Source organism: Variovorax sp. LjRoot130, assembly GCF_964253755.1.
In the GTDB taxonomy this organism is placed as follows: Bacteria; Pseudomonadota; Gammaproteobacteria; order Burkholderiales; family Burkholderiaceae_C; genus Variovorax.
Genome location: NZ_CAXURM020000001.1, coordinates 5,650,456 through 5,665,805 on the forward strand (window position 1 = coordinate 5,650,456; position 15,350 = coordinate 5,665,805).

Genomic DNA, 15,350 nt, shown 5'->3' on the forward strand with positions numbered 1-15,350 from the left:
ATGGATGCCAGGCTGCAGCGGCGCGTCCAGCGTTACGGCTGGGACCTGGCGGCCGGCGACTACGAAGCGCTGTGGCAGGCGCAGCTCGCCGACGCCCGCGCCGGGCTCTTGGCCATGGCGGCGCCGGCAGCGGGCGAGCGCGTGCTCGATGTGGCCTGCGGCACCGGGCTGGTCGCCTTCGAGGCGGCGCGTGCGGTCGGTCCGGATGGCCGGGTGTTCGGCATCGACCTGTCCGGGCAGATGGTCGACGCCGCCCGGCTTCAGTCCTCGAACAAGGCGCTGTCGAACGTGGGCTTTGCGCGCATGGATGCCGAAAGCCTGGCACTGCCGGACGCGAGCTTCGACCTCGCGCTGTGCGCACTCGGCCTGATGTACCTGCCCGATCCCGAACGCGCCTTGCGGGAAATGCGGCGGGTCCTGCGCCCGGGCGGCCGCATGGCGCTTGCCGTGTGGGGAGAACGATCGCGCTGCGGCTGGTCGGCCGTGTTCCCGATCGTCGACGCCGAGGTCGCCAGCGAGGTCTGCCCGCTGTTCTTCCGGCTCGGGCAGCAGGACACGCTGGCACGCCTGTGCGCCGAGGCCGGCTTCGAGGCCGTCGAACAGCGCCGCATCGCGACGACGCTGTGCTATGCCGACGGCGACGAGGCCTGCAACGCGGCCTTTGCCGGCGGACCCGTGGCGCTGGCCTGGTCGCGCTTCGGCGAAGAGGTTCGCACGCGGGTCCGCGCGCGCTACCTCGAAGCGATCGATGCGTGGCGGCAGGGTGCGGGCTACCGGGTGCCGGGAGAGTTCGTGGTGGTCGGCGCTGCCGCGCCGGAGCGAAGGACGTAGTCGGGCCTGCGAGACCCGGAGTCGCGTTCGACCGCGACCGGGCGCCGCGCAGACGCCCATGCCGGCGCAGCAAACGGATTGAAGATCGCGCCGCCCAGACTCTCCGGCTGGGCGGGCGCCGCGGTCGTCGAGGCGCCCGGGCCTTGCCCGACCGCAGCCGGCGAGCCGGGCAACCCGCCCTCGGCATGGGCCGGCTGCGCGAGCGCCACGGCAGCCAGGACCGCGCCCAGGATCCGCGCGAGCACCCGCTCAGTCATTGTTTCTCTCGCACCGGCGTGCATTGACCAGACAGCCGGCGTAGTCGGGATCGTGCTTGAGCAGGAACATCGCGCGCGCAGCGACCGCGGTGTCGGCGAAGTCGCTGAACAAGCCGTCGACGCCGGCCTCGTAGAACGCGAGGTATTCATTGACCGGGTTGCCGCCGAAGCTGCCGGTCAGCCGCTTCTGTTCGCTGCGGAAGGTGTACGGATGGACCAGCAGGCCCAGCCGGTGCGCATTGGCGATCACGTCGGTGGGCGGCAGCAACACGCGGTCGCGCTCGTCGACCGCGCCGTCGCCCGTCACGTCGGCGCAGGCGCCGTTCTGCACCGTCTTGCAGGCGCTCGATATCAGATAAGGCTTCCACGGGCCGATGCCGTCGGCGTAGCCCTTCACCTCCTGCAGGCCGCGCGGCGTCACCAGATCACTGAACAGGCCAGCGCGGTTCGAGACAACCCAGTCGTAGGGCTTGTCGTAGGGCTTGCTCAAGTCGAGCGAGCCGTCGGGCTTGACGTCGTTGGCATCGACCAGCTGGATCAGCCGCACGCTGGTCTTGCTGCGCAGGTAGCGCAGGTTGGCGGTCTCGAAGGACTGGATGAAGACCGGGGCGTTGCGGTGGTTCCAGCCGGCAGCGCTCAGCACGCCCAGCAACCGGTCTTCCAGCGGCAGGCCGATGCCCTGGTGGTAGGTCGGGTGCTTGGTTTCCGGATAGATCCCGATGCGGCGCCCCTCCTCGCGCGACTTGCGCTTGGCCAGTTCGATCACCTCGGCCAGCGTCGGAATCTGGAACTTGCCGTTGAAGCCCTGGTCGCGCTCGGGAAAGGACTGGACGGCGCGCAGCTGCTTGATCTCGGCCAGGGTGAAGTCGCTGGCGAAAAAGCCGTCGGTGGCGATGCCGTCGACCATGACGGTCTTGCGGCGGCTGGCGAACTGCGGCAGGTCCTTGACGTTGGTGGTGTCTATCAGATTGGGCTCGTGGCGCGCGATCAGCTGGCCATCCTTGGTGGCGACCAGATCGGGCTCGATGTAGTCGGCGCCCAGGGCGATGCCGAGGGCATAGGCTTCCAGCGTGTGCTCGGGCAGATAGCCGTTGGCGCCGCCCCGGTGTCCGATCACCAGCGGCGCGTTGTCGGCGCGCCGGCGTGCCTTTTCTTCGTGCGCGGCGGCAGGCGCGGCGGCTGCGAGCAGCATGCCCATGCCCAGCAGCGCAGCCCAGAATTTCTTCGAATGGTTCACGAAAGTTCTCCTCGTTGATGTGGCGAACGGACGGTATGCGCCCTTCGTGACAACCGAGTGAACTAGATCAACCCGCGCGATGCCAGCTCCAGCGCCATGGCCTCGGCGCCGATGAACATGTAGGCATGGAGGCCGGCCTGGATCGCGCCAGCGACATTCGAATCGACGTCGTCGATGAAGAGCGTTCCGGCAGGCATTGCATCCAATTCCTCCAGGCAGCGCAAGTAGGCTTGGGGGGCAGGCTTGGTGGCGCCGTACGACGCCGTGGAAAGGATCGTGCCCTCATCGAAGAGCTCGCCGACCTCGGGACACACGCGATCCATGTGCTCGGTGAGCAGGCGGCTGTTGTTGGTGAGGACCGCGACGCGCCGGCTCGAGGCCACGGCCTTCGCGAGCCGGAGCACTTCGGCCTTCGGCGTCGTCGCGGCACGCCGCGCGGCCAGCCAATCGTCGAGCGTGATGCGATGGCCCAGCAGCAGGCCCAGTTCGCTGAGATAGTCCTTGCCGCTCATGAGGCCCGCATCGGCCCGCGCTTCCAGCCCGGAATCCCAGATCGCACGCCGCACGGCGTCGACGCTCTGCCCGGTCAGCGCGGCCAGGTGGGCGACCCGCGCCGAACGGTCGTAGTCGCAAAGCACGCCGTCGAGGTCGAACAGGACAAGAGAAATGGACATCGCGATGCGCAGCCAATGATCGGCAACACGATGTCAACGCCGGATCAATGACGTTCGCAGGCCTGGACGAAGGGCATCGCGTACTCGCGGCCGATCATGCCTCGAGCGAACAAGTAGTTGTTTCTGGCAGTTTCACTCATGGCGTCGAGGTCGACCAGGCCCGTGCGGTCGCAGGGGAAGGCCAGCGCGCGGCCTTGTTGAAACAGGGACTGGAACCGGATCTCGAACGCGGCTGAAGTCTGCATCGAAGAACTTTGCAACATGATCGTCTCCTGCAATCGGCGAGACATGGAATGTCAAAAAAATGGCGTGAAGCCCGCTCGCCGATGGCCTTGCATCCACCGTGCCAGGCTCTCTACGTAACGACCGACGCCGCTTCTTTTGCAGGAGATACGCAGGGAAATCCGTTCCGGTTGTGCGAAAGATCACAAAAAATCTTCGAGGACCGGCGCTGCGCCGGTCAGAGGCGCGCCCTCAGTGCTGCGGCAAATACATCGTCGCTTCCACCTCGACCAGCACCTCGTCCCCCGGCAGGAAGCGCGACACCTCCACCACCGTGCTGACCGGCGGCTCGCCGGGATAGAACAGGCCGCGCACGCGGTTGTAGAAGGCGTAGTGCGGCAGCTGGCGGAAGTACTGCACCAGCTTGACCACGTCGTCCATCGTGCCGCCGTGCTCGGCCGCGATCTGGCGGATGCGCTCCAGCACGAACCAGCTCTGCGCCACGATGGCCGCCTCGAACACGTCCACCGACATCTGGCCGGTGGCGTAGCCGAGCGTGCGCAAGCCCTGGCGCGCTTCTTCGGGGATGTCGTCGTAGCCGGCCACCGCGCGGCGCGTCGACGGATCGACCGCGACCACGCCGCTCATGAAGACGAAATCACCCACGCGCTTGGCGGCCGCGTAGTTGGCCATCGGTTTGCCCATGCTCATTCGCCGTTCTCCAGGGTCCGACCCGCGCGGATGACGGTGCGCCGCTGTCCGCGCGGGTCCAGAAGTTCGTATTCGTCGGTCGCGGCCAGCAGCACCAGGTCCGCGGGGCAGCCGGACGCGATGCGGCCGTCCCAGCCCAGGCCCAGCGCCGTCGCCGGGCTGACGGTGATCGCGTCGAGCCAGTCGGATGCCGGCGCCAGGTGCGCCATCTGCACGCCGAGGCCGAAGGTTTCCAGCAGGTCGTAGCCGCCGTAGGGATAGAAGGAGTCCTGCACGTTGTCGGTGGCCAGGCTCGCGCGCAGGCCCAGCGCGGCGGCTTCGCGGATGCGCGTGATGCCGCGCGGCACCGGCGTGCGGTCCCAGGCGCCCTGCAGGTAGAGGTTGGTGGTGGGCAGCGCCACGAGGTGCAAGCCGGCCTTCGCGCACAGGCCGAGCGTGTCCCTGGCGGCCGCGTCTTCCTGTACCGACAGCGAGCAAGCATGGCCGCAGAGCACGCGGCCATGCAGCCCGCGCGCGATCACGAGCTGTGCGATGGTGCGCAGGCCGGTCGCCTCCGCGTCCAGCCCTTCGTCGACATGGAAATCGAGCGCGAGCTGGTGGTCCTGCGCGAGGTCGAGCACGCGCCCCAGCTTGGACACGATGCCCTCGTTGCGATAGACGAAGGCGCCGAGCGCGCCGCCCGCGCGCTGCACGGCGCGGGCGATGCGCTCGCCGGCTTCGCGATCGGCGAACAGATCGAGCGGCACGAGCGCGACGAACTGCAGCTCGATGCGGCCGTGCCACTGCGAGCGCAGCTCCTCGAAGACCGCGAGCGAGGCCGGCGCCTCGGCGCTGTTCCAGTCCAGGTGCGTGCGCAGGGCGCGCGTGCCGGCACGCCAGGCTTCGTGCAGTGCGCGTTCCATGCGCGCGCGCAGCGCGTCGCCGGTCCAGTGCGCGCGGTGCGCGGCCATGCGCCCGATGGCCGCGAACAGATTGCCCTCGGCCGCGCCAACCTCGCGCACGGTGTAGTTCTTGTCGATGTGCGCATGCGCATCGACCATGGCGCTGAGCAGGGTGCCGCGCGCCGGCAGTTCGCTCGCTTCGATGGTCGCAACCTGCGCGCCGACCAGCGTGACATCGAAGACCTCTGCATCGCGCGCCGCAAAGCCCCGCAGGCGCGGCGGGATGCGCACGGCTTCGAGCCTCATGCGGCCTGTGTGCGCGGCAGCGCCCGCAGCCAGCCGAGGCCGTCCGATGTGCCGCTCGCCACGGCGCCGCGGCGCGGCCGGTATTCGCAGCCGACCCAGCCTTGCCAGCCGCACTGGGCCGACACCTCGTCGATCACGTCGAAGAGATAGGGATGGTTGAGCTCGCCGATGTCCGGCTCGTGCCGCTCGGGCACGCCCGCAATCTGGAAATGGCCGACGCGGCCGCTCGGCAGGTACTTGCGGATCTTCATCGCCACGTCGCCCTCGACGATCTGGCAGTGGTAGAGGTCCATCTGCACCTGGAGATTGGGCGCGGCGACCATCTCGACGATCTCGTGCGCATGGTCCTGCCGGTTCAGGAAGAAGCGCGGAATGTCGCGCGTGTTGATCGGCTCGATCAGCAGATTGCGCCCGGCCTTGGCCGCCTCGGCGGCGGCCCAGCGCAGGTTCTCGATGTAGACCGGCTGCACGGCCTCGCGCTCCACGCCCTCGGGCACCAGGCCGGCCATCACGTGCACGCGCGAGCAATCGAGCGCCTCGGCATAGTCCAGCGCCTTCAGGAGGCCTTCGCGAAATTCGGCCTCGCGGCCCGGCAGGCAGGCCAGCCCGCGCTCGCCGCGGTCCCAGTCGCCGGGCGGGCCGTTGAACAGCACCTGCTGCAGGCCGTGGGCCGAGAGGCGGGCCGCGAGTTCGCGGCGCTCGTAGGGGTAGGGAAAGAGGTATTCGACGGCTTCGAAGCCGTCCTTGGCGGCGGCCTCGAAGCGGTCGAGGAAATCGAGCTCCGGATAGAGCATCGAGAGGTTGGCGGCGAATCGGGGCATGACAAGAAACCTCTACCAGCGAGCGCCGAAGCTGCGGCGCAGTTCATCGATCTGGGCCGGGCCCAGGGCTTGCGGTCGGCGCTCGATCGCCTGGCCGCTCCATAGCCAGAGCTTCGCGGTCTCCTCGAGTTCCTCGAGCACGGCCATGGCGGCGGCGGGCGTCTCGTGCCACACGTTCGGGCCCAGGCGTTCGAGCATCACGGCGCGGATCGGCGTGCCCTGCGCGCCGTAGCGTTCGATGGCCTGTGCCACCAGTTCGGCCGCTTCGGGCGCGCCCGGGCGCTGATACGGAATCACCGGCACATGGCCGACCTTCATCACGAAATAGGGCGTGAGGGCCGGCAGCAGTTCTTCGCCTGGCTGTTGCAGCGAGAGCGCGACGCAGTGCGTGGAATGGGCGTGGATCACGCAACGCGTGCCGGCATCGAATCGCGTGGCCGCGGCGTGGATGCGCGCATGCAGCGCGATGGTCTTGCTGGCGCGATCGCCGGCGGTCTGGTTCAGGCCGGCATCGAGGCGCGCGAGCTTCGCCGGGTCGAGAAATCCGAGGCAGGCATCGGTGGGCGTGATCAGGAAGCCGTCGTCATCGAGCCGCACGCTGATGTTGCCGGCGGTGGCATGCACATAGCCGCGCTCGAACAGGCTGCGGCCGATCCGGCAGATCTCTTCGCGCGATTCGCTCTCTTTCATCCGATGACTGTAAAGGCTTTCGAAAAGAAATCGTCAGTGCCGAAGTTGCCGGACTTGAGCGCGATATGCAGACTCGCGCCGCCGGCCGCCGCGGCCGGCGCATGGCACCACGGGACGCCGGGGTCGATCTGCGCGCCGATCTGCAGTTGCGCGATGCCGAGCGCCTGCACGCAGGCGCCGGACGTTTCACCGCCCGCCACCACCAGCTGGCGCACGCCTTGCGCGACCAGCCCGCGCGCGATCGCGGCGATGGTGCGCTCCACCATCGCGCCGGCCTCCTCGACGCCGAGCCGGCCCTGCACCGATTTCACGGCGCCGGACTCGGCCGTCGAATAGACCAGCACCGGGCCGGATTCGACGAGCGGTGCAGCCCAGTCCAGCGCCTCGGTCGCCACGTCGACGCCTGCCGCGATGCGCAAGGGATCGATCGCCAGCGCCGGCCGTCCCGATGCGATGAAGTGCTGCACCTGCCGGTTGGTGGCAAGCGAGCAGCTGCCCGACACCACGGCCCTGAGCCCCGAAGCCGCAGGCAGCGCGCTCGCGGCGGACGAAGGCGCGATGCCGAAGTTGCCCGGCAACCCGATCGCGACGCCCGAGCCGGCCGTGACCAGCGGCATCTGCGCCAGCGCCGGGCCGAGGCGCAGCAGGTCGTCGTTCGAGACCGCATCGACGATCGCGATGCCCACGCCCTGCGCGCGCAACTGTGCGATGCGCTCGCCGATCGCGGCCGGTCCCTGCGCCATGGCCACATGATCGATCAGCCCCACCTTGCGCCGCGTCTGCGCCTGCAGCACGCGCACCAGGTTGGCATCGGTCATCGGCGTGAGCGGATGGTTCTGCATGCCGCTCTCGTTGAGCAGCACCTCGCCGGCGAACAGGTAGCCCTTGAAGACGGTGCGCTTGTTGTCGGGGAAGGCCGGCGTGGCGATGGTGAAGTCGGTGTCCAGCGCATCCATCAGCGCCTCGGTCACCGGCCCGATGTTGCCCTCGGGCGTGCTGTCGAAGGTGGAGCAGTACTTGAAATAGATCTGCTGCGCGCCCTGCGCTTGCAGCCAGCGCAGCGCGTCGAGCGATTGCGCTACCGCCTCGGCCGGCGCGATGGTGCGCGACTTGAGCGCCACCACCACCGCATCGACTTCGGCGGCCAGCGGCTCTTGCGGCACGCCGATGGTCTGCACCACGCGCATGCCGGCGCGCACCAGGTTGTTGGCGAGATCGGTCGCGCCGGTGAAGTCGTCGGCGATGCAGCCGAGCAGGATGGTCATGGCTTGTCTTTGTTGGGAGTGGAAGGCAGTTCGATGCCGGGAAAGATCTTGATCACCGCGCTGTCGTCTTCCTTCGCGAAGCCCGCGGTGGAGGCCTGCATGAACATCTGGTGCGCGGTGGATGCAAGCGGCAGCGGAAACTTGCTCGCGCGCGCGGTGTCGAGCACCAGGCCCAGGTCCTTGACGAAGATATCGACCGCCGACAGCGGCGTGTAGTCGCCGGCCAGCACATGGGCCATGCGGTTCTCGAACATCCAGCTGTTGCCGGCGCTGTGCGTGATCACCTCGTACAGCGCCTCGGGCGCCACGCCTTCACGCAGGCCCAGCGCCATGGCCTCGGCGGCGGCGGCGATGTGCACGCCGGCCAAGAGCTGGTTGATGATCTTCACCTTGCTGCCCGCGCCGGCGCGGTCGCCCAGCCGGTAGACCTTGCCGGCCATGGCATCGAGCAGCGCATCGGCCTTGGCATAGGCCTCGGGCTTCGCCGAGCTCATCATCGTCATCTGGCCGCTCGCGGCCTTGGCCGCGCCGCCGGAGATCGGCGCGTCGATGTAGTGGATGCCGGCGGCGCCGAGGCGTTCCTCCAGCGCGATGGACCAGTTGGGATCCACCGTCGAGCACATCACGAACACGCTGCCGGGCTTCATCGCCGCGGCCGCGCCCGCTTCGCCGAACAGCACCGCCTCGGTCTGCTGCGCATTGACCACGACCGAGACGACGCGCTCGCATTCGGCCGCGACCTGCGCCGGCGTGGCCCAGGCGACGCCGCCCTGTTCGGCAAAGGCGAGCGCAGCGCCGGGGCGCGCATCGCACACATGCATCTCGTAGCCCTTGCTGCGCAAGGTGGCCGCGATGCCGGCGCCCATGGCGCCCAGGCCGACGAGTCCTGCTTTTTTCATGGAGATTCCTGAGAGTTGGGATGGTGCAGCGCGCGCACTGCGGGACTTCAGCATTGCCCCGGTCCGGCCCACATGATAAGAAGCGGTAGCGCCTCAACCAAGGAAAACCATGGATCACGATGGAGACAAGGGCGACGACCGGCCCGGCCACTTGCGGGCTGCTTTCATGGGCCGTGCATTGAAGGCGGTGATCGCCATCATTGCCATCGGCGCGGCCGCCGCGTCGATTCCCTACTGGGGCAGCGCCGACTTTCCGGTGATGAGCCTGATCATCTACGTCGCCGGCATGGTGTTCGTCGCCATGCCGCTGTGCATGTACCACGAGTTGCTGCTCAAGGTGCACGAGGAGCGCGTGGCGCACGCCAGGCTGCTCCAGGCCGGCTAGGGCCTGTTAACAGGCCCTAGCCGGCCTCGCCGGGAAGCAGCGTCGTCCGATGGCTGCGCACTGCCGAGGCGACGATCGGCAGCAGGTTGCCGGCACCTCCTTCGTCAAGCTGGAACAGCAGCTGAGCGCGCATGCTGGGCGCCCAGAACGACTTCAGGTGCGAGGCGATCGCCTGCCTGGCCGCGACGGAGTCGGCGGGTGTCTGGGCCTGGAAGAAGGTGCCGATCTGGTTGGCCATCTTGACCAGTTGTGCGCCGGGATCGTGCATGCTGCCTCTCGAATTGGATGTCAGTGCGCGCGGCTTGCGCCGGACGCCGGGTTGGCCGAAGTACGTTCCGGCTGGCAATAGACCACCAGGTCTTCCTTGCGCGCGAAGCCGACCAGCGTGAGGCCGGCCCGCTGCGCGGTCTCGACCGCGAAAGAGGTGGGCGCGGACACCGCGGCGAGCAGCGACACGCCGGCCATGGCGGTCTTCTGCACCATCTCGAAGCTGGCGCGGCTGGTGACGGCGATGAAGCCGGCCGACGCATCGACCCCGCTGGATGCCAGCGCGCCGATCAACTTGTCGAGTGCGTTGTGGCGCCCGACGTCCTCGCGCAAGCACATCACTTCGCCTTTCGCGGTGCACCATGCGGCCGCATGCACGGCGCCGGTGGCCTGCTGCAGCGTCTGCAAGGCGTGGAACTGCGACATGGCGCGGGCGATCGCGCGCCGATCCAGGCGCGCGGCATCGATAAGCACAGGCAGCTGGCGCGAGACCTGCGCCAGGCTTTCGGTGCCGCACAAGCCGCAACCGGTGCGCCCGGCCATCGAACGGCGCCGCTGCTTCAGGCGGGCGAACGCGGCACTGGCCACTTCCAGATGCACGGTAATGCCGAGCGCCGAGGGCTCGGCCTCCACCGCATAGAGCTCGCGCGCATGGTCCAGGATGCCCTCGCTGAGCGAGAAGCCGAGCGCGAAGTCCTCCAGGTCCGCAGGCGTGGCGAGCATCACCGCGTGCGAGATGCCGTTGAACTCGAGCGCGACGGGCACTTCCTCGGCCACCCAGTCCTGCACCGCGAAGTCCAGCCCGCCGCGCACGCCGTTGACCGGCAGCAGGCGGGCGCCTTCGAAAAGCGGGGGTGCGACAACGGCCGTCACTTTGCGGGCACCGTTTCGTTGGCCTGCGCCGCCGTCAGCAAGCCCTGCTGGACTTCGTTGAAGCGGCTGTACTCCTGCTGCCACGCGGAGGGCTGCATCACCGGCATGACCTGCACCGCGGTGACCTTGTATTCGGGGCAGTTGGTGGCCCAGTCGGAGTTGTCGGTGGTGATGACGTTGGCGCCCGACTCGGGGAAGTGGAAGGTCGTGTAGACCACGCCCGGCTGCATGCGCTCCGACACCGTGGCGCGCAGCACCGTCTCGCCCGCGCGGCTCTGGATGCCGACCCAGTCGTCGTCCTTGATGCCCCGCTCCTCGGCATCGTGCGGATGGATCTCCAGCCGGTCCTCGCTGTGCCACTGGTTGTTGTCGGTGCGGCGAGTTTGCGCGCCGACGTTGTACTGCGACAGGATCCGGCCGGTGGTGAGCAGCAACGGGAACTTGCGCGTCACCTTCTCGTCGGTCGCCACGTACTGCGTGACGATGAAGCGGCCCTTGCCACGCACGAAGCTGTCGATGTGCATGGTCGGCGTGCCTTCGGGCGCGGCATCGTTGCAGGGCCACTGGATGCTGCCGAGCTCGTCGAGGCGCTTGTAGCTCACGCCGCGGAAGGTCGGCGTCAGCGTGGCGATCTCGGCCATGATGTCCTCCGGACTCTTGTAGTCCATCGGGTAGCCGAGCGCCTGCGCCAGCTTCACGGTGATCTCCCAGTCCGCATAGCCGGCCTTCGGCGGCATCACCTTGCGCACGCGCGAGATGCGGCGCTCGGCATTGGTGAAGGTGCCGTCCTTCTCCAGGAAGGACGAGCCGGGCAGGAACACGTGCGCGTACTTCGCGGTCTCGTTGAGGAACATGTCCTGCACCACCACGCACTCCATCGCCATCATCGCCGCCGCCACGTGCTGCGTGTTCGGGTCGGACTGCACGATGTCCTCGCCCTCGCAGTAGAGGCCCTTGAAGGCGCCGCCGAGCGCGGCGTCGAACATGTTGGGAATCCGCAGCCCCGGCTCGGGGTTGATCGGAACGCCCCAGGCGGCCTCGAAGCTCGCGCGGGTGGTGCTGTCCGAGACGTGGCGGTAGCCGGGCAGCTCGTGCGGGAAAGAACCCATGTCGCAGGCGCCCTGCACGTTGTTCTGGCCACGCAGCGGATTGACGCCGACGCCCTCGCGCCCCACGTTGCCGGTGACCATGACCAGGTTCGCGATGCCCATCACCGTGGTCGAGCCCTGGCTGTGCTCGGTCACGCCGAGGCCGTAGTAGATGGCGCCGTTGCCGGCCGTGGCGAACAGGCGCGCCGCGGCACGCAGCTGCGCCGCCGGCACGCCGGTCGCCTCCTCCGTGGCCTCGGGCGACTGCTCGGGGCGGGCGACGAAGGCCTTCCATTCGTTGAACGATGCGGTGTCGCAGCGCTCGGCGATGAAGTCCTCCGCCGCCAGGCCTTCGGTGACGATGACGTGCGCGAGCGCAGTGACCACCGCCACGTTGGTGCCGGGCTTGAGCTGCAGGTGGTGCGCGGCCTTCACGTGCGGCGACTTCACGATGTCGATGCGGCGCGGATCGACCACGATCAGCTTCGCACCTTCGCGCAGCCGCCTCTTCATGCGCGAGGCGAACACCGGATGGCCGTCGGTCGGATTGGCGCCGATCACCATGATCACGTCGGCCTTCTCCACCGACTTGAAGGTCTGGGTGCCCGCGGATTCGCCCAGCGTCTGCTTGAGGCCGTAGCCGGTGGGCGAGTGGCACACGCGCGCGCAGGTGTCGACGTTGTTGTTGCCGAAGGCGGCGCGCACGAGCTTCTGCACCAGGTAGGTTTCTTCGTTCGTGCAGCGCGAGGAGGTGATGCCGCCGATCGAATCCTTGCCGTACTTGGCCTGCAGGCGTTTGAACTCGCTCGCGGCATGGTTCAACGCGACCTCCCAGCTCACTTCCTGCCACGGGTCGCTGATCTTCGCGCGGATCATCGGCTTCAGCATGCGGTCCTGGTGCGTCGCGTAGCCCCAGGCGAAGCGGCCCTTGACGCAGGAGTGCCCTTCGTTGGCCTTGCCGTCCTTCCACGGCACCATGCGGACCACCTCGCTGCCCTTCATCTCGGCCTTGAAGGCGCAGCCCACGCCGCAGTAGGCGCAGGTGGTGATGACGCTGTGTTCGGGCTGGCCGAGCCAGATCACCGACTTCTCCTGCAGCGTGGCCGTCGGGCAGGCCTCGACGCAGGCGCCGCAGCTCACGCACTCCGATTCCATGAAGGCCTGGTCCTGGCCCGGCGAGACGCGCGACTCGAAGCCGCGCCCGCTGATCGTGAGCGCGAAGGTGCCTTGCGTTTCTTCACAGGCGCGCACGCAGCGGTTGCAGACGATGCACTTCGACGGGTCGTAGGTGAAGTACGGGTTCGATTCGTCCTTGGCGCTCTTCAGGTGGTTGGCGCCGTCGAAGCCGTAGCGCACGTTGCGCAGGCCGGTGACGCCCGCCATGTCCTGCAGCTCGCAGTTGCCGTTGGCCGAGCAGGTGAGGCAGTCCAGAGGATGGTCGGAGATGTAGAGCTCCATCACGCCCTTGCGCAGCTCCTGGAGCTTCGGCGTCTGCGTGCGCACCTTCATGCCGGCCTCGGCGGGCGTGGTGCACGAGGCCGGAAAGCCCTTGCGGCCATCGATCTCGACCAGGCACAGCCGGCACGAGCCGAAGGGCTCGAGGCTGTCCGTCGCGCACAGCTTGGGCACCTGGATGCCGGCATCGACCGCCGCGCGCATCAGCGAGGTGCCCGCGGGCACGGTCACCGCGTAGCCGTCGATCTCGAGCGTCACCTCGCGCTCGGACTCGCGGCGGGGCGTGCCGTAGTCGGTTTCTTTCAGGTGGTCGAGCATGGCTTGTTCCTCTTCTTTTCTCAGGCTGCTTTGCGATCGGGCACGACCAGCCCGAAGTCTTCGGGGAAATGGTTGAGTGCGGACAGCACCGGGAACGGCGTCATCCCGCCCATCGCGCACAGCGAGCCGTGGACCATGGTGTCGCACAGGTCGCGCAGCAGCATCACCTGCTGCGGCCGGTTCTGGTCGGCCCGGATCTTGTCGATGACCTCGACGCCGCGGGTCGATCCGATGCGGCAGGGCGTGCATTTGCCGCAGGACTCGATGGCGCAGAACTCCATCGCGTAGCGCGCGAGCTTCGAAAGATCGGCGGTGTCGTCATGGGCCACGATGCCGCCATGGCCGACCGTGCCACCGACGGCGGCGTAGGCCTCGTAGTCCAGCGGCAGGTCCCATTGCGATTCGGGCAGGTAGGCGCCCAGCGGCCCGCCCACCTGCACCGCCTTGATCGGCCGGCCGGATGCGGAGCCGCCGCCGTAGTCGTAGAGCAGCTCGCGCAGCGTGACGCCGAAGGCCTTCTCGACCAGGCCGCCGTGCCTGATGTTCCCGGCCAGCTGCATCGGCAAGGTGCCGCGCGAACGCCCGACGCCGAAGTCGCGGTAGAACTCGGCCCCGCGCGCCAGGATGAGCGGCACGCTGGCCAGCGTGATCACGTTGTTGATCAGCGTGGGCTGGCCGAACAGGCCCTCGATGGCCGGCAGCGGCGGCTTGGCGCGCACGATGCCGCGCCTGCCCTCCAGGCTTTCGAGCAGCGCCGTTTCTTCGCCGCAGACGTAGGAGCCGGCGCCCTTGCGCACTTGCAGCCGGAAGCTGCGGCCCGATCGAAGGATGTCGTCGCCGAGGAAGCCCGCCGCCTCGGCGCGGCGGATGGCCTCGTTCATCGCCGCGATCGCATGCGGGTATTCGGAGCGCACGTAGACGTAGCCCATGCTCGCGCCGGTCGCGATGCCTGCGATGGTCATGCCTTCGATCAGCATGAAGGGGTCGCCCTCCATCGTCATGCGGTCGGAGAAGGTGCCCGAATCGCCTTCGTCGGCATTGCAGACGATGTACTTCTGCGCGGCCGCCGTCGCCAGCACCGTCTTCCACTTGATGCCGGCCGGGAAGGCCGCGCCGCCGCGCCCGCGCAGGCCCGAGTCCAGCACCTGCTGCACGATCTGCGCGGGTTCCAGCGCCAGCGCGCGGCGCAGGCCGGCGAAGCCTTCGTGCGCCTGGTAGTCGGTGAGCGACAGCGGATCGGTGATGCCCATGCGCGCGAAAGTGAGGCGCTCCTGCTTCTTCAGGTAGGCGATCTCCTCCGTCGGGCCGAGATGCAGCGCATGGGCCGCGCCCTCGAGGAAACCGGCGTCGAACAGGCTCGCCACGTCCTCGGGCGCGACCGGCCCGTAGGCGATGCGCCCGGCCGGCGTGGCCACCTCGACAAGCGGCTCGAGCCAGAACATGCCGCGCGAGCCGTTGCGCACCAGATGGATGTCCGCACCACGCGCTGCGGCCTCGCCGGCGATGCGCCGCGCCACGCGGTCGGCGCCGGCGGCCAGGGCCGCGGAGTCGCGCGGCACGTAAACGGTGATGCTCATGATTCGCTCCGGGCCTGCGCCATCAGTGCATCGAAGACCCGCGGCGTGATGCGCGCATGCGGCTCGTCGTCCAGCATCATGGCGGGCGAGGAGGCGCACAGCCCGAGGCAGTAGACCGGCTCGAGGGTGAAGGCGCCGTCCTTCGAATCGCCATGCACCGCGCAACCCAGATGCTGCTGCGCATGCGCGAGCAAGGCCTCGGCACCCATCGCCTGGCAGGCCTCGGCGCGGCAGATCTGGACCACGTGGCGTGCGGCCGGCTCGGCGCGGAAGTGGTGGTAGTAGGTGAGGACGCCGTGAACCTCGGCACGCGAGAGATTCAACGCGCCGGCGATCTCCGGCACGGCATCGGCAGGCACATAGCCCAGCGCGTCCTGCACGTCATGCAGGATCGGCAGCAGCGCGCCCGGCTCTTCGGCCCGTTGCGCCAGCACGCCGCGCACGGTCGCCAGCGCATCGACGCTGCTGCTGCGATGCGAGACCGTTCCTTCATCCTGAAGCGCCGACATGCTGTTCTCCTTGTTTGTCGCAACACCGTGTGGGGCGCAGTGTCGACAGCGGGGAAACGGCTGTCCAATTTATCCGGCGAATGG

The 15,350-nt window shown here is 68.6% G+C and carries 16 protein-coding genes; 2 read left to right on the forward strand and 14 right to left on the reverse strand.

The features are described from left to right. A complete protein-coding gene (locus tag ACSQ86_RS27985; protein ID WP_436310054.1) occupies nucleotides 1-831 on the forward strand; it encodes a class I SAM-dependent methyltransferase in 831 nt (276 codons plus the stop codon). A 249-nt stretch (nucleotides 832-1,080) separates the two neighbouring features. On the opposite strand, the gene ACSQ86_RS27990 is transcribed toward ACSQ86_RS27985, so the two are convergent. The 9 genes from ACSQ86_RS27990 to ltnD all read right to left on the reverse strand — a co-directional run bounded on the left by ACSQ86_RS27990 (nucleotide 1,081) and on the right by ltnD (nucleotide 8,848). Beyond that, complete coding sequence (locus ACSQ86_RS27990) at nucleotides 1,081-2,286, reverse strand: glycerophosphodiester phosphodiesterase (RefSeq protein ID WP_436310314.1); 1,206 nt, start codon at nucleotides 2,284-2,286, stop codon at nucleotides 1,081-1,083. Between the two features lie 101 nt (nucleotides 2,287-2,387). Continuing rightward, nucleotides 2,388-2,999 (reverse strand): HAD family hydrolase, encoded by a 612-nt coding sequence (locus ACSQ86_RS27995; RefSeq protein WP_436310055.1) that lies wholly within the window; start codon nucleotides 2,997-2,999, stop codon nucleotides 2,388-2,390. Nucleotides 3,000-3,043: 44 nt separating this feature from the next. After that, on the reverse strand, nucleotides 3,044-3,262 hold the full coding sequence (locus ACSQ86_RS28000) for a hypothetical protein (protein ID WP_093108629.1): 219 nt from the start codon (nucleotides 3,260-3,262) through the stop codon (nucleotides 3,044-3,046). A gap of 211 nt (nucleotides 3,263-3,473) precedes the next feature. Then, a complete protein-coding gene (locus ACSQ86_RS28005; RefSeq protein WP_093108628.1) occupies nucleotides 3,474-3,932 on the reverse strand; it encodes a RidA family protein in 459 nt (152 codons plus the stop codon). Next, nucleotides 3,929-5,119 carry an amidohydrolase family protein gene (locus ACSQ86_RS28010; RefSeq protein ID WP_436310056.1) on the reverse strand — a complete coding sequence of 397 codons (1,191 nt, stop codon included), beginning with the start codon at nucleotides 5,117-5,119 and terminating at the stop codon, nucleotides 3,929-3,931. Before ACSQ86_RS28010 ends, ACSQ86_RS28005 begins: the two co-directional genes overlap by 4 nt. Further along, nucleotides 5,116-5,940, reverse strand: a complete 825-nt coding sequence (otnI, locus tag ACSQ86_RS28015; RefSeq protein ID WP_436310057.1) for a 2-oxo-tetronate isomerase — start codon at nucleotides 5,938-5,940, stop codon at nucleotides 5,116-5,118. The genes ACSQ86_RS28010 and otnI overlap by 4 nt, the downstream gene beginning before the upstream one ends. Before the next feature lie 12 nt (nucleotides 5,941-5,952). Continuing rightward, on the reverse strand, nucleotides 5,953-6,630 hold the full coding sequence (locus ACSQ86_RS28020) for a class II aldolase/adducin family protein (RefSeq protein ID WP_436310058.1): 678 nt from the start codon (nucleotides 6,628-6,630) through the stop codon (nucleotides 5,953-5,955). Further along, nucleotides 6,627-7,895 (reverse strand): 3-oxo-tetronate kinase, encoded by a 1,269-nt coding sequence (otnK, locus tag ACSQ86_RS28025; RefSeq protein ID WP_436310059.1) that lies wholly within the window; start codon nucleotides 7,893-7,895, stop codon nucleotides 6,627-6,629. The genes ACSQ86_RS28020 and otnK overlap by 4 nt, the downstream gene beginning before the upstream one ends. Further along, complete coding sequence (gene ltnD / locus ACSQ86_RS28030; protein WP_093108623.1) at nucleotides 7,892-8,848, reverse strand: L-threonate dehydrogenase; 957 nt, start codon at nucleotides 8,846-8,848, stop codon at nucleotides 7,892-7,894. Before ltnD ends, otnK begins: the two co-directional genes overlap by 4 nt. Before the next feature lie 55 nt (nucleotides 8,849-8,903). On the opposite strand from ltnD, the gene ACSQ86_RS28035 reads away from it, so the two are divergent. Beyond that, nucleotides 8,904-9,179: a hypothetical protein gene (locus tag ACSQ86_RS28035; protein ID WP_436310060.1), complete on the forward strand. Its 276-nt coding sequence runs from the start codon at nucleotides 8,904-8,906 to the stop codon at nucleotides 9,177-9,179. Nucleotides 9,180-9,195: 16 nt separating this feature from the next. Here the strand turns inward: ACSQ86_RS28035 and ACSQ86_RS28040 are convergent, their stop codons facing one another. The 5 genes from ACSQ86_RS28040 to ACSQ86_RS28060 are packed head-to-tail and all read right to left on the reverse strand — an operon-like array spanning nucleotide 9,196 to nucleotide 15,266. Then, nucleotides 9,196-9,447 carry a formate dehydrogenase subunit delta gene (locus tag ACSQ86_RS28040; RefSeq protein WP_436305977.1) on the reverse strand — a complete coding sequence of 84 codons (252 nt, stop codon included), beginning with the start codon at nucleotides 9,445-9,447 and terminating at the stop codon, nucleotides 9,196-9,198. 20 nt (nucleotides 9,448-9,467) lie between these two features. Then, nucleotides 9,468-10,319 (reverse strand): formate dehydrogenase accessory sulfurtransferase FdhD, encoded by an 852-nt coding sequence (gene fdhD, locus ACSQ86_RS28045; RefSeq protein WP_436310061.1) that lies wholly within the window; start codon nucleotides 10,317-10,319, stop codon nucleotides 9,468-9,470. Beyond that, nucleotides 10,316-13,180, reverse strand: a complete 2,865-nt coding sequence (gene fdhF / locus ACSQ86_RS28050) for a formate dehydrogenase subunit alpha (RefSeq protein WP_436310062.1) — start codon at nucleotides 13,178-13,180, stop codon at nucleotides 10,316-10,318. Before fdhF ends, fdhD begins: the two co-directional genes overlap by 4 nt. A 20-nt stretch (nucleotides 13,181-13,200) precedes the next feature. Then, nucleotides 13,201-14,757: a formate dehydrogenase beta subunit gene (locus ACSQ86_RS28055; protein WP_436310063.1), complete on the reverse strand. Its 1,557-nt coding sequence runs from the start codon at nucleotides 14,755-14,757 to the stop codon at nucleotides 13,201-13,203. After that, on the reverse strand, nucleotides 14,754-15,266 hold the full coding sequence (locus ACSQ86_RS28060; RefSeq protein WP_436310064.1) for a formate dehydrogenase subunit gamma: 513 nt from the start codon (nucleotides 15,264-15,266) through the stop codon (nucleotides 14,754-14,756). The genes ACSQ86_RS28055 and ACSQ86_RS28060 overlap by 4 nt, the downstream gene beginning before the upstream one ends. Nucleotides 15,267-15,350 lie beyond the last annotated feature (84 nt).

Excerpts from the sequence above, each read along its gene's own strand:
- ACSQ86_RS27985 (WP_436310054.1), top strand. The coding sequence starts at position 1 with ATGGATGCCAGGCTGCAGCGGCGCGTCCAGCGTTACGGCTGGGACCTG.
- ACSQ86_RS27990 (WP_436310314.1), bottom strand. The coding sequence starts at position 2,286 with ATGGGCATGCTGCTCGCAGCCGCCGCGCCTGCCGCCGCGCACGAAGAA.
- ACSQ86_RS27995 (WP_436310055.1), bottom strand. The coding sequence starts at position 2,999 with ATGTCCATTTCTCTTGTCCTGTTCGACCTCGACGGCGTGCTTTGCGAC.
- ACSQ86_RS28000 (WP_093108629.1), bottom strand. The coding sequence starts at position 3,262 with ATGTTGCAAAGTTCTTCGATGCAGACTTCAGCCGCGTTCGAGATCCGG.
- ACSQ86_RS28005 (WP_093108628.1), bottom strand. The coding sequence starts at position 3,932 with ATGAGCATGGGCAAACCGATGGCCAACTACGCGGCCGCCAAGCGCGTG.
- ACSQ86_RS28010 (WP_436310056.1), bottom strand. The coding sequence starts at position 5,119 with ATGAGGCTCGAAGCCGTGCGCATCCCGCCGCGCCTGCGGGGCTTTGCG.
- otnI (WP_436310057.1), bottom strand. The coding sequence starts at position 5,940 with ATGCCCCGATTCGCCGCCAACCTCTCGATGCTCTATCCGGAGCTCGAT.
- ACSQ86_RS28020 (WP_436310058.1), bottom strand. The coding sequence starts at position 6,630 with ATGAAAGAGAGCGAATCGCGCGAAGAGATCTGCCGGATCGGCCGCAGC.
- otnK (WP_436310059.1), bottom strand. The coding sequence starts at position 7,895 with ATGACCATCCTGCTCGGCTGCATCGCCGACGACTTCACCGGCGCGACC.
- ltnD (WP_093108623.1), bottom strand. The coding sequence starts at position 8,848 with ATGCTGAAGTCCCGCAGTGCGCGCGCTGCACCATCCCAACTCTCAGGA.
- ACSQ86_RS28035 (WP_436310060.1), top strand. The coding sequence starts at position 8,904 with ATGGATCACGATGGAGACAAGGGCGACGACCGGCCCGGCCACTTGCGG.
- ACSQ86_RS28040 (WP_436305977.1), bottom strand. The coding sequence starts at position 9,447 with ATGCACGATCCCGGCGCACAACTGGTCAAGATGGCCAACCAGATCGGC.
- fdhF (WP_436310062.1), bottom strand. The coding sequence starts at position 13,180 with ATGCTCGACCACCTGAAAGAAACCGACTACGGCACGCCCCGCCGCGAG.
- ACSQ86_RS28055 (WP_436310063.1), bottom strand. The coding sequence starts at position 14,757 with ATGAGCATCACCGTTTACGTGCCGCGCGACTCCGCGGCCCTGGCCGCC.
- ACSQ86_RS28060 (WP_436310064.1), bottom strand. The coding sequence starts at position 15,266 with ATGTCGGCGCTTCAGGATGAAGGAACGGTCTCGCATCGCAGCAGCAGC.